General features: G+C 63.0%; 10 protein-coding genes. 1 reads left to right on the top strand and 9 read right to left on the bottom strand.

All coding sequences use genetic code 11. The annotated features are described in order from the left end of the window. Positions 1-124: 124 nt before the first annotated feature. The 9 genes from K7431_RS14940 to K7431_RS14900 all read right to left on the bottom strand — a co-directional run bounded on the left by K7431_RS14940 (position 125) and on the right by K7431_RS14900 (position 10,828). Positions 125-2,461 carry a putative bifunctional diguanylate cyclase/phosphodiesterase gene (locus K7431_RS14940; protein ID WP_012722420.1) on the bottom strand — a complete coding sequence of 779 codons (2,337 nt, stop codon included), beginning with the start codon at positions 2,459-2,461 and terminating at the stop codon, positions 125-127. Between the two features lie 545 nt (positions 2,462-3,006). Then, a complete protein-coding gene (locus tag K7431_RS14935; protein ID WP_012722419.1) occupies positions 3,007-4,182 on the bottom strand; it encodes an ABC transporter substrate-binding protein in 1,176 nt (391 codons plus the stop codon). Further along, entirely contained in the window at positions 4,179-5,153 is a 975-nt protein-coding gene (locus tag K7431_RS14930) for a CobW family GTP-binding protein (RefSeq protein WP_043204844.1), read from the bottom strand. The genes K7431_RS14935 and K7431_RS14930 overlap by 4 nt, the downstream gene beginning before the upstream one ends. Positions 5,154-5,278: 125 nt before the next feature. Next, on the bottom strand, positions 5,279-5,572 hold the full coding sequence (locus K7431_RS14925) for a hypothetical protein (protein ID WP_043204842.1): 294 nt from the start codon (positions 5,570-5,572) through the stop codon (positions 5,279-5,281). 13 nt (positions 5,573-5,585) lie between these two features. Further along, on the bottom strand, positions 5,586-6,335 hold the full coding sequence (locus K7431_RS14920) for an SDR family NAD(P)-dependent oxidoreductase (protein ID WP_012722416.1): 750 nt from the start codon (positions 6,333-6,335) through the stop codon (positions 5,586-5,588). Positions 6,336-6,471: 136 nt separating this feature from the next. Beyond that, on the bottom strand, positions 6,472-7,233 hold the full coding sequence (locus K7431_RS14915) for an SDR family NAD(P)-dependent oxidoreductase (RefSeq protein WP_012722415.1): 762 nt from the start codon (positions 7,231-7,233) through the stop codon (positions 6,472-6,474). Between the two features lie 10 nt (positions 7,234-7,243). Continuing rightward, positions 7,244-8,584, bottom strand: a complete 1,341-nt coding sequence (locus tag K7431_RS14910; RefSeq protein ID WP_012722414.1) for an MFS transporter — start codon at positions 8,582-8,584, stop codon at positions 7,244-7,246. Between the two features lie 31 nt (positions 8,585-8,615). Then, positions 8,616-9,494, bottom strand: coding sequence for a polysaccharide deacetylase family protein (locus tag K7431_RS14905; RefSeq protein ID WP_003234086.1), 879 nt, complete (start codon positions 9,492-9,494; stop codon positions 8,616-8,618). A gap of 11 nt (positions 9,495-9,505) precedes the next feature. Further along, positions 9,506-10,828, bottom strand: coding sequence for an amidase (locus K7431_RS14900; RefSeq protein WP_012722413.1), 1,323 nt, complete (start codon positions 10,826-10,828; stop codon positions 9,506-9,508). Positions 10,829-11,165: 337 nt separating this feature from the next. On the opposite strand from K7431_RS14900, the gene K7431_RS14895 reads away from it, so the two are divergent. Beyond that, entirely contained in the window at positions 11,166-12,155 is a 990-nt protein-coding gene (locus K7431_RS14895) for a GntR family transcriptional regulator (protein WP_012722412.1), read from the top strand. The last annotated feature ends 111 nt before the right edge of the window (positions 12,156-12,266 follow it).

Below are 12,266 nucleotides of genomic sequence, written 5' to 3'. Positions count from 1 at the left end.
AATTGCCATCACTCAGCTTACAGGAACACATGACCGCAGGTCGGCGAAAACCTATGCAATCGGTCAAGCTCTGTAGAGGTTATCGACCCTGCTCTAAAAATCTGTAGTCGACGGGAATGACTATTTAGATGGGCGCCCGCTCGCGGCGCATCCAACGCTCGAACGCCATCGCGTTCAATGGCCGACTGATGAGGTAGCCCTGTGCGGTGTCGCAATTCCATAGCTTGAGCAGCTTGAGGCTGGGCTCGAACTCCACACCTTCGGCCACCACCTTGAGCCCCAGGTTGTGGCTCATTTCGATGGTCGAGCGCACGATCACTCCGTCGCCACTGGTGCTGTTGAGGTTGCGCACGAAGGACTGGTCGATTTTCAACTCTTGCACCGGCAAACGCTGCAATTGCGCGAGCGACGAATAGCCGGTGCCGAAGTCATCCACCGACAGGCTGATGCCACAGCCGCGCAGTTGCTCCAACACGCTGAGCGCCTGTTGCGGGTTGTGCATGATCGCACTTTCGGTGATCTCGAAGATCAGTTGCTCGGCCCCCACCTGGTACTGCATCAACAAGGCAGTGACGCGGATAGCCAGCTCATCATCGGCCAGATCATCCACCGAAATATTCACCGAGAGCTGGATCAGCATGCCGCGCTGCGCCCACTCGGCGATCTGGCGGATGGCTTCTTCAATCACCCACAGGGTCAGGCTGCTCATGCTGCCGGTGCGTTCGGCCAGGGGGATGAATTCGTCCGGGGACACCTGGCCCAGGGCCGGATGCTGCCAGCGCAACAAGGCTTCGGCCTGGCGCACATGCCCGTGCTTGAGGTCGAGCTTGGGCTGGTAGCACAGGAACAACTCACCCTCGATGACCGCACGCCGCAGGTCACGGATAAGCGTGATCTGGCGCTGATGGGCCAAGTCGCGGTCCTGCTGGTAGATTTGCAAATGCCCCGGCAGGCTCGAGGCGTCATGCCGGGCGATGGCGGCGCGGCTGATCAACTCTTCCACGTGCTGGCCATCGGCTGGGTAGGCGGCGATGCCGATGCTCACTTCGTGGCGCAGCTCGTCGTTGCCGATACGCTGGGGTTCGGTGAGCAGTGCGTAGAGGCGGTCGGCACGGGCCACGGCGCGGTCGACCTCGGTGTTTTCCAGCAACAGCAGGAACTCGCTGCCGGCAATACGTGCCGCCGTGTCACTGGCCAACAGGCTCATGGACAGGCAGCGGCTGGCTTCGCGCAGCATTTCTTCCACGCCCTGGGGGCCGAAACCTTCGTTGATCACCCGGTAGTTTTCGATCCCTAGGTACAGCAACACCACCGGCCGACGCGCACTGATCGCGCTGCCCAGTCGCTCCATGGCCAGCGCGCGATTGGGCAGGCCGGTGAGCGGGTCGTGCAGCGCGTTGTGCGCCAATTGCCGCTCGCGCGTGGCGATGCCGCTTTGCATGGCATTGAAGGCACGGGCCAACAGCCCGAACTCATCGTGGCTGCGCACCCGCACCGGCGTGCGATAGTCACCGGCGCCAATCCGCCCGGCCGCCTGCACCAGGGCATTGAGCGGGCGCGACACCCGTCGCGCCAAAAACAACGCCCCGGCCAACGACACCAGCAGCACCGCGAGGGCGATTCCAAGGAACTGCCGGTCCAGCGGCGCGAAGGACTCCAAGGCATGGTCGAGCGGGCTTTGCAGCAACACGCGCACTTCGTTGCCATCGCCGGTGTTGGCCAGCGGCAACACTTGGCTGAGCACGCGCCGGCCATAAAACAGGTGGATCTTCGGTTCAGGGCTGATGTGCCCCTCGCGCAGCAGGCTAAGGGTGGTGGCGTGGTAAGCGTCCGGCTGCGTACTGAACAGCGCTCCGGGCTTGCCGTTTTGCACGCTGAGGAACGACACCTCCAGGTTGCTCATGGAGCGCAGTTCGTTAGCGAACAGTGTGTCCATGGGAAAGCCCATGACGATGCGGGCGACGGGCAGTGGGTCGAGCACTTCATCCTGCACCAGCAAATAAGGCCGGCTATCCATCGCCACAATCAGCATCTGCAGCCCCGTGCGCCGCGCGTGGCGCAGGGCGTCGTCATAGGGGAAAAACTGCCCACGCGTGAGGATCGGCAAGGTGCTGACCATGACCTTGCCGTCCAGGCCCAATACAAACACTTCGCTGGAGCGGATACCGGTGCCGTGGCGACGCAGGGCGGCGAGAATCGGCACGGTCTTGCCTTCGGCCACAGCCCGTTTGAAGGGGAGATCGGCGGTCAGCCAGTCCAGGCCGTTTTGCAGGCGATGCCCACGCAGGTCGAGCAGGCGCTCGAACACTTGGCTGCCGGTTTTCAATTGGACTCGCGCCTGGTTTTCCACGGCGCGGGAGGTCGCGGTCTTTACGGCAAAGTAGGTAGCGGCAACGACGACCAGCAGCAATAGCGCGAGCACCCCCGCGATACGGGTTTGGAACGTGTGGCGCCACCTCATTGCAGTGCCCTCTGGCAGCGTTCGCCTCTCTCTGCCACGGCGTCCCTTTGTCATGTGCGTCCCTTGCGACCGCTGACCTGGCGTCAAAAAAACATCTATTTTGTTTGAGTGTTGGGTGTGAGGAGATTAGCTGGGAGTTGGGGTAAGTGCACCCAATAAAACCGGGGATATTAGTGCCGGTTTATTGGCGACAGAGGGTTGGCTGATTTTTGGGGGGGGTTGAGACTCACTTCTGGAAGATCCCAAAAGTAAGCACCTGATACATGGAGATCAAACTGTGGGAGGGGGCTTGCCCCCGATAGCAGTGGGGCAGTTGCAGATGTATTAGCTGACACACCGCAATCGGGAGCAAGCCCCCTCCCACATTTAACCTAGATCGACAGTAAGAAACCGGCCGGCTACCAGGCCGCCGTGCTCTTGCTTTTGATCTAGATCTTGATCTGAGGCGCCCCGTCAAGCACGCTGGCCGAACGCAGGCTTTGGAGCGTGGCTAACCCGGCAGGACGCCGGGTTAGCCGTTACCGCAGCAACGGCTATGTCCCCGGTCAGCCACCCCGAGCCCGCATAAAATCCCCCCACCGCCGCACCAAATAATTATGCTCATCCATCACCGAATTCCACACCGCAATATGCCCCATCCGCTGCTCATAAGACCCCCCATCACGCATTTCACCGATATCAATCAACGGCAACCCATCACTCCCCAGCAATTCCTCCCGCGCCGGCTTACCCGCATACCAGTAATCCCACTCCGCACTGCTCAGGTGATCACGACTGCGCGCCGGGTTGCCGATGTAATACCCCTGCCGCGCCATCACCGCCCCGGGCCACCCGGACAGCCACCAATTCAGATACGCATACGCCGCATCCAGCACCGGCCCCTTGGCATGCCGCGACAACGACACGCCACCAAACCACGCCCGATACCCTTCGCTCGGCACCGCCAAGCGGTATTTCACCCCAGCGCGATGCAGGCGCATCAAGGTCGGTGACCACAGGCTCTGGATATCGATACTCGGGCTGAGCATCAGTTGCGCGGCCTCTTCATCATCGGACCAGAACGCCGCGAAGTGTCCTTCTTTCTGTTTGCGCACGAGGATGTCGGCAAGCACGTCGATCTCTTCGATGCTCATATTGCCGATGTCCTTGAACGTCGCCAGCCCTGCGCCCTGCACCGCCAGCGCGGCATCCAGGGCGCCGATGGCGGCGTCGCTTTGCAAGGCCGTACGCGCACGCCACGCGGGGTCGAGGAGCCAGCCCCAGCTTTCGTTGCCGTGGCAAAAACCTTCGGGCAGCCGCTCGGGGCGGTAGGCGAAGCTGTCGGCGTTGTGGGTCAGCGGCAGCATGCTGATGCGCTCGGTGACAGTGCTGCCGAGGCTGCCGTCGTGCTGCACGAACAGGCGCTCGCTCGGCACACTGCCGCTGCCCAGGCGGTCATTGGGGGATAGGCGCCCGCGCTTGGGCAGGTCATTGATCTCGTGCCACAGCGCAATGCGCCGGGTGTCGATGGGCTGGATCGCCCGGGCCGGCCACACGAAGTCGACGTTGTGGAACCACTGGTCGTACAGGTCATAGCTCTCGGGCTGCATCACCGCGATACGCTGGGCCTGTTCGACGTCATGCACCTGGTACACCAGGCGAATGCCCAGTTCCTGTTCGGCGCGTACACGCAGGCATTCGAGCAAGGTGACGGAGGTGCCGAGGACGCGAAGGGTGATCATGCCGCGAACCGCCGCGAGAACGCCTCGAACGAGCGCCGCAGCAGCGCGGGGTCGAGGCCGCGCAGGATAAACACCAGCCGCGATTGGCGGTCACTGCCCGGCCACGCAGGCAAATGGACCGGCGCATGCAGGCAATGCTGCACGCCATGAATGACGATGGGGGCGTTACTGGCGTTCACGTTGAGCAGCCCTTTGACACGGAGGATTCGTTCGCCGTGGCATCTTAACAGCATCGACAACCAGACCCCGAACCCCACCCAATCCAGCGGCTGGTCGAAGGTCAGGCTGCACACTTGTGCGCTACCGTGGATAGCTGTGGTGGTCCGATGCAGCTGCCAGCGACTGACTTCCACCGCCGGTTCGGCGCTGCGCAGGCCCTCACCCAGCAACAGTTGATCGCCGCTGTGGATGTCGTGGGTATTCAGGATCGGCGTACCCGCATTCAGCGCCTGCAAGTGCGCGCGCAGTGCCGCGCAGTCGCCCGCAAGATCGGTCTTGCTCAGCAGTAAGCGGTCCGCCGCGGCCACCTGGGCCAGCCATTCCGGGTGCAGGCGTTCTTGCAGGGTGGCGTGGCTGGCGTCGACCAGGGTGATCACCAGGCCGATATGGAAACGCCCGCGCAGTTGCACATCGTTGTTCAAGGTGGCGAGGATCGGCGCCGGGTCGGCCAGGCCAGTGGTCTCCAGGATCACCCGTTTAAAGGCCGGGATTTCACCGCGCTCGCGGCGCTGCAACAGGCCGAGCAGCGCGTCTTTCAACTCGCCACGGATCGAGCAGCACACGCAGCCGCTGGGCAGCAGTACAGTGTCCGGCGCCACTTCTTCCACCAGCAGGTGGTCGATGCCGACATCGCCGAATTCATTGATCAGCAGCGCGGTGTCGCCCAGGCTTTCGCCCTGCAGCAGGCGCTTGAGCAAGGTGGTCTTGCCGCTGCCGAGGAAGCCGGTGATGACATTAAGGGCAATGCTCATAGTCGTTTCCAAACCGTCCATTGTGGCGAGGGAGCTTGCTCCCGTTGGGCTGCGCAGCAGCCCCCAGAAAACCGGAGCGCTTCGCGCTCCAACGGGAGCAAGCTCCCTCGCCACAGAGGGCGGGTTCAGCGTTCAAGATGGTCGAGCAGTATCGGATCGAGAGGATCCAACGGGCGGCCGAGCAGGGTCTCGGCGGCCTGCCAGAGTTGATCCAGGCCATGGGCAAGTGCCTGTTTACCGGTGGCGCCCAACAGCAGGTAGGACGCGCCCTGGAAGTCTTCGACCTTGAGCCGGAACACCGCCAGCACTTGGTTGATCGCCGCAATCCGGCGCAGGCGTTCGCGGCGTCGGGGCAGTTCGTCGCCCAGGGGGTCGCTCCAGTGCAGGTCTTCGCCGAGCAATCCGCAGAGTCCGCACATCGCTACACCTCCGTCATGGCATGACGTCGCCGGAGTTCGGGCCCAGGGTCTGGCCGACAAACAGGTTGCCCCCCGGCTCGCTGGCCAGCAGCACTGCAACCGGTGCCACTTCGTCCGCCAAGCCAAAGCGGCCCAGGGGCAGCTCCTTGGCCTTGGCGCGCTTCCAGTCTTCGCTGATGCCTCCCACCAACGGCGTCTCGATCGGGCCGGGGGCGATGGCGTTGACCAGCACGTTGTCCTTGGCCACTTCCAGGGCCAGGGACTTGGTAAAGCCGATCACACCGGCCTTGGCGGCGGCGTAGTGCGTCAGTTCGGCGCCGCCCTTGATCCCCAGTTGCGAGGCCACGTTGATGATCCGCCCCCAGCGCTGCGCGAGCATGTGCGGCAAGGCGCGCTGGCTGGCGACGAAGACGCTGGTGAGGTCGACGCGCAGCATGTCGTTCCACATGTCGATGGACAGGTCGACGCAGCGCGCCTGGGTGAGCATGCCCGCGTTGTTGACCAGGATATCGATACCGCCGAACTGTTCGACGCAACGGTCGACACTGGCCTGGGCGCCTTCGACGCTGCCCACGTCGGCCAGGCATTCGAACACCTCGGCGCCGAGGTTGCGGCAGGTGATCGCGGTTTCGGCGAGGCTGGCGGCGTTGCGGTCGGCCAGCACCAGGCGCGCGCCTTCAGCGGCGTAGGCACGGGCGATGGCGGCACCGATGCCGCTGCCGGCGCCGGTGATGACGGCGCGGCGGTTAGTCAGTTGAGGCATACACACATCTCCTACAAAAAACACAGTTCCAATGTGGGAGGGGGCTTGCCCTCGATTGCAGAGTGTCAGCTACAGATAAACTGGCTGACACACTGTCATCGGGGGCAAGCCCCCTCCCACATTTGGATCGGGTACATCAGTCAGGCCAGCGCACGGTCAGCCCACCGTCGATAACGATGCTCTGCCCGGTCAAATAGCTCGACGCCTCACTGGTCAAGAACTGCACCAGCGATGCCACTTCATCCGCCCGCCCTACCCGGCCCAACGGAATCGCCCGCGCCGCCTTCGCCAAGCCTTCCGGCCCCAGCGAATTCTTCGCATCCAGCGACTGCGGCGTCTCGATCAACCCGGGGATCACCGCATTGCAACGGATACCCAGCGGTGCCAATTCCACCGCCAGCGACCGGCACAAACCCGGCACACCGGCCTTGGCCGCCGCGTAGTGGCTGTGTTCCTGCCAACCGTACACGCCACCGGCAATCGATGAAATCGCCACCAACGCGCCGCCCGCATGCATATGCCGGGTCGCCGCGCGGAAGGTGCGCATCACCCCCGTGAGGTCGACATTGAGCATCTCGTCCCACAGCGCGTCGGTCATCTCCAGCAACGGTGCGCGACGCAGCAAACCCGCGTTGGCCACGGCGTAATCCAGTCGCCCAAAATGCTGTATGGCTTGCTCGGCCAGCGCATCCACCGAGGCGGTATTGCCCACGTCCAACGGCAGCATCAGGCATTCGCCGCCGGCGGCTTCCACCAGGCTGACGGTGGTCTGCGGGTCATGGGGATCAGCCGGGTAATACCCGCCCACCACCGCCACGCGGTTGCGGGCATAGGCCACGGCGAGGGCTTGGCCGATGCCGCTGGCGGCGCCGGTAATCAAGGCAACTTTACGACTCATCGATCACTCCTTACTGAACGGTTTCCGGACGCACATGGCGTGCGGCAAACATCAGCGCGCCGGACAAAAAGCACGGCAGTGCGCCGAACCACAGCGCGGCGGTCTGCCAGTCGCTGCCGGCGGACAACACTTGGGTGGCACCAAAGCCTGCGACCACCGCCCCAATCGGGCCCATGGCATGGATGATGGCGCCGCCCGTGGCGCGGATGCTGGTGGGAAAACTTTCGCTGATAAAGAACAACGCCGCCGAGTACGGCCCGATCAGGAAGAACAGGCCCAGGCTGTACAGCCCGACCACCATCGGCATATTGCTCGGGCCAAACAGCATCCCGGCGAACGCCAGGCCGCCGAGCATCCAGCCCAGGCCGATCACGTTGCGGCGGCCGATCTTGTCGCCCATCCAGCCGTGGCTGAGGTAACCGCAGTAGCCCACCAGGTTCGACAGCACGAGGATGATCAGCGAATTTTCGAACGAGATGTGATGCACGCTGACGATCACCGAAGTCCCCAGCACGCTGAACACCTGGATCGCCGCCCAGTTGAGCAACAGTGCCGCGCCGATCACCAACGTGGCGCGGCGCGCCGGGCCACGGAAGGCCGCCTTGAGGCCGGCCTTGCTGTGTTCGTCGTAGTCCACGCCGTAGGTCACCGCGACGTTCTGCGCTTCCTTCACCGCACCGCTTTTACGCAGCTGGCTGATGCGCTGGTGGATCTGGAACTGCGGGCTCTCTTTGAGCTTGCGCGCCATGATCGCGATGACCACGGCCGGGATCGAGGCGAAGATGAAGCACCCCTGCCAGCCGATGATCGGCAGCAACAGCGCGGTCAACCCGGCGGCGATCAACGCACCGACCGGCCAGCCGCCCTGCACCAGGCTGTAGATAAAGCCACGGCGCTTGGTCAAGCGCGGGTCTTCCGAGGCGCCATACAGCTCGCTCAGGTAGGTGGCGTTAACGGTTTCCTCGGCATAGCCCAGGCCACCCAACGACCGGATCAGAATCAGCGGCGACTTGCCCCACGCGCCACCGATCGCGGTCAGCGCCGAACACAGCGCAGAACCGGCCACGGTGAAGATAATGCCTTTGCGCCGTCCCAACTTATCGACGACGGGGCCAATGGCAAAGGCGACCACCGCCGTGCCCACCGCCACCCAGGTCGCGATTTCAGCTTGCTCCACTTCACCCCAGCCAAAGTGCCGGCCGATTTCCGGCAGCAAGGTGCCGAAGAGGATGAAGTCATACACCGCAAACACCCAGGCGAAAAACGCGATCCAGGTGGCGAAACGCACCTCCTTGGAAGTCAGTTGCCGGGGTTTCCAGCCAGTCAGGTCAAGCTTGTTGTAGATGGACATGGGTCGCGCCTCAGGGGTGGGGGGCAAAGGTTCAGGTACGCGGTTGACGGCGGATAAAGTCGTCGGCGATTTCGTCGAACGTGACAAAGCGCACGCCGGCATGGCTCTGGATGTGTTCGATCAGGCGCTCCAGCATCAGCAGCACTTGCGGGCGGCCGGACACATCGGGGTGGATGGTCATGGTGAACACCGCGTGTTCGTGTTCGCGGTAGACCCAGTCGAACTGGTCGCGCCACATTTCTTCGAGGTGACGCGGGTTGACGAAGCCGTGGCTGTTGGGGGCTTTCTTGATGAACATCATTGGCGGCAGGTCGTCGAGGTACCAGTTGGCCGGGATCTCCACCAGGTCGGTTTCTTCGCCGCGCACCAAGGGTTTCATCCACGTGTCGGGGTGCTGGCTGTAGTCGATCTTGGTCCAGCTGTCGCCCTTGCGCACGTAGTAGGGGTGGAAGTCGTTGTGCATCAGGCTGTGGTCGTACTTGATGCCTTTTTTCAGCAGCAGCTCGTTGGTGACCTTGCTGAATTCCCACCACGGCGCGACGTAGCCGGTGGGGCGTTTGCCGGTGACTTGGGTAATCAGTTCGATGGATTTATCGAGGACGATTTCTTCCTGCTCGGCGGTCATCGCGATGGGGTTCTCATGGCTGTAGCCATGCACGCCGATTTCATGACCGGCATCGGCCACGGCCTTCATCTGCTCGGGGAAGGTTTCCATCGAGTGGCCGGGGATAAACCACGTGGTACGCAGGCCGTAGCGTTCGAACAATTTGAGCAGGCGCGGCGCACCGATCTCACCGGCGAACAGGCCACGGGAAATGTCGTCGGGCGAATCTTCGCCGCCGTAGGAACCGAGCCAGCCGGCGACGGCGTCAACGTCGACGCCAAATGCACAGAGGATGTCTTTAGCCATGGTGTGTCTCCTTAAACGTTAAGTACGGTTTCGACGGACAACGCCGCGCGCAGCAGGCGTGCGTCTTCTCCCGTCGGGGCGCTGAGCAGCAGCCCGGTGGGCAGGCCCTGGGCATCGCGGCCGCTGGGCAGGTTTACGCCAGGCATGTCGAGCAAACTGCCGGGCATGGTCAAGCGCAGGGTGGCGAGGTTGGTGCTGACAAACAGGTCGTCGTCGGCCTCAAGAGGCGCCAACGCCGGTGCAACGTGGGCAACGGTGGGGGTGATGAGGATGGCGCCGTCGAGGTCTTCAACCAGGTGGTGTTGCAGGCGGCGGCGTGCTTCGGTCAGGTGGATAAGCTGGCTGGCCGGCAGTGAACGCGCGGCTTCGAGGCGGCGACGCACGCGGGGGTCGAGTTGTTCGGCGTCGGGGCTGTCGAGCAACGCTTCGTGCAGGGCGAAGGCTTCAAAAGCACCGAGCCAACCGTGGTGTTTGATCAGGTCCAGGGTTGCCTGGAAGGTCGGGCATTCGCGTTCTTCGATCAACGCACCCTGGGCCTTGAGTTGCTCCACGGCGCGCAACAGGTTGTTGCGCACAGCGGGTTCGACGTCCTGTTGCGCCAGCACAAAGCGCTGGCCCTTGAGGCTGCGGGCGCTGTGGGTTTGGCTACGACCGTGCAGCAGATCGTCGATGGCCAGCGCATCGCGCACGCTGCGGGTCAGCGGGCCGAGGCTGTCAAGGGTATGGGCCAGGGGGAAGACACCGTCGCGGCTATAGCGTCGGCTGCTGCTGCGGTAACCCACCAGGCCGTTGAACGCCGACGGGATACGGATGGAACCGGCCGTGTCGGTGCCCATGGCGATCGGCACAATTGCGGCGGCGACGGCCACTGCCGAGCCGGACGACGAGCCACCGGGAATGCGCGGCTGGTCGGTGCCATGAGGGTTGTGCGGCGTGCCGAAATGCGGGTTCAGACCCAGGCCGGAATAGGCCAGTTCGCTGAGGTTGGTCTTGCCGACACTGACCATCCCGGCGCGGCACAGCAGGCCGACGATGGGGGCATCAAGCAACGCGGCGGACGCGTTTCGACGGTAGGCGGCGCCCGCCGTGGTGATACTGCCGGCCACATCGAACAAGTCCTTCCAGGCCAGCGGCACGCCATCGAACATGCTCAATGGCTGGCCGGCGCGCCAACGGGCGGCGGAGGCCTCGGCTTCACGGCGGGCACGTTCGGCAGTCAGGCTGATAAAAACGGCCGGCGCTTGGCTGGCCTTTTCGAGTGCCTGTTCGAGGGCTTGCACCGGGTCGCTGCGACCGCTGGCAAAATCCTCGGCCATTGAAGTGGCGTCTGACATCAGGATGACCCTCACAAAACGTACATATTAATAAAATGTACATTTTACAAAGGCAGCTTTCGTGCCAGTCTTCGTCAGGCCGTAGGGGCGCGATGCGTGAATTTTGCCCAGAGCTACGGGATAGATGGTTTTAAACGGTGGAATAAAATCTTGCCAGGGCGCGGGAAAGCGCCTTCAATGAAATAATGTATCTTTTATTAATAAGTACATTTTGGTGCAGAAAAGTAACAGCCCCACCTTTTGGGCCCCAAAAAAGTGCCACCGACGTGGCGCAGAGTGACAGGCGCAAGGTATGAGAGAATCCCCGGCCACCGTCCTACAGTCTCTAGAGAAAGCGATGAAAGCAGTGTCCGCCTCGGCCTCCCGTTACGCGATGATTCACCAGGTGTTGCGTGACGCGATCGTCAACGGTACCGCCCGTCACGGCCTGGTGTTGCTGGAAGCGCCGCTGGCCGAATTGTTCGGCACCAGTCGCGTACCGGTGCGCAAGGCGCTGGACCTGCTGCATGACGAAGGCCTGATCTGCCGCTTCAACGGCCGGGGTTACCTGATCAACCCCGAAGGCTTGGCCATGGAGCCGCTGCGCTTGCCCTTGAGCCATGCGCATCTGGGGCTTAACGGAGAAGATGAGCTGGTGGACACGCGGCCGCTGGGCGAGCGCATCGTTGAGGAAATCGGCGCGGCGCTGTCCACCTGCATTGCCTTCGGCCACTACCGACTCGACGAGCAAGCCGCTGCCGACCACTACGGCGTCAGCCGCGCGGTAGTGCGCGAAGCGCTGATGCGCCTGCGCGATCGTGGCCTGGTCGAAAAGGAGCCCTACTCCCAATGGCTGGCGGGGCCTTTGACGGCGCGGGAAGTCACCGAAGACTACGAACTGCGTGCCTGCCTGGAGCCTGAAGCCCTGCGCCAGAGCGCCCCTCACCTCGACCGCGAGCTGCTTGAAGCGATGTTGCAGCGCGTGCTGGAAGCGCAAGACAGCCCCCAATGCAGCCTGGAAGCCATTGAGCAGATTGAAGAGGACTTGCACCAACGCTGCCTGGCCGGCCTGCAAAACCGCAAGATCGCCGCCCTGATCCGCCAGGGCCAGAGCCCGATGATCATCAGCCGGATTTTCTACCGTTTGCTGGGGATCGGCGCCGATCCCGCCATGCTGGCCGAACATCGTTTGATTCTGGAGTTGCTGCTGCACGGCGCGTTTGATGCAGCGGCGCTGAACCTGCGTGAGCATTTACAGCGGGCACGGCAACGTATGTTGCAGCGTTTGAAGGTGTTGTCAGTGTTGCCGGAGCAGCCCTTGCCCGCCTACCTGCACAAAATCAGCTGACACCACGCGATAAAAAATGTGGGAGGGGGCTTGCTCCCTCCCACACTAAGCGAGTCTCTCCAGTTATTTCATGCAATTTGTTGCTAACTCCACCCCCCCATTGAAACCACC

The organism is Pseudomonas fluorescens group sp., assembly GCF_020093335.1.
GTDB lineage: Bacteria > Pseudomonadota > Gammaproteobacteria > Pseudomonadales > Pseudomonadaceae > Aquipseudomonas > Aquipseudomonas petroselini.
The sequence above is the reverse complement of the archived record's forward strand: the minus strand, read 5'-3'. Positions and strand labels throughout refer to the sequence as shown.

Coding starts and splice junctions, on each gene's coding strand:
- K7431_RS14915 (WP_012722415.1), bottom strand. CDS start 7,233: ATGAGTCGTAAAGTTGCCTTGATTACCGGCGCCGCCAGCGGCATCGGC.
- K7431_RS14905 (WP_003234086.1), bottom strand. CDS start 9,494: ATGGCTAAAGACATCCTCTGTGCATTTGGCGTCGACGTTGACGCCGTC.
- K7431_RS14930 (WP_043204844.1), bottom strand. CDS start 5,153: ATGAGCATTGCCCTTAATGTCATCACCGGCTTCCTCGGCAGCGGCAAG.
- K7431_RS14900 (WP_012722413.1), bottom strand. CDS start 10,828: ATGTCAGACGCCACTTCAATGGCCGAGGATTTTGCCAGCGGTCGCAGC.
- K7431_RS14935 (WP_012722419.1), bottom strand. CDS start 4,182: ATGATCACCCTTCGCGTCCTCGGCACCTCCGTCACCTTGCTCGAATGC.
- K7431_RS14910 (WP_012722414.1), bottom strand. CDS start 8,584: ATGTCCATCTACAACAAGCTTGACCTGACTGGCTGGAAACCCCGGCAA.
- K7431_RS14895 (WP_012722412.1), top strand. CDS start 11,166: ATGAAAGCAGTGTCCGCCTCGGCCTCCCGTTACGCGATGATTCACCAG.
- K7431_RS14920 (WP_012722416.1), bottom strand. CDS start 6,335: ATGCCTCAACTGACTAACCGCCGCGCCGTCATCACCGGCGCCGGCAGC.
- K7431_RS14940 (WP_012722420.1), bottom strand. CDS start 2,461: ATGAGGTGGCGCCACACGTTCCAAACCCGTATCGCGGGGGTGCTCGCG.
- K7431_RS14925 (WP_043204842.1), bottom strand. CDS start 5,572: ATGTGCGGACTCTGCGGATTGCTCGGCGAAGACCTGCACTGGAGCGAC.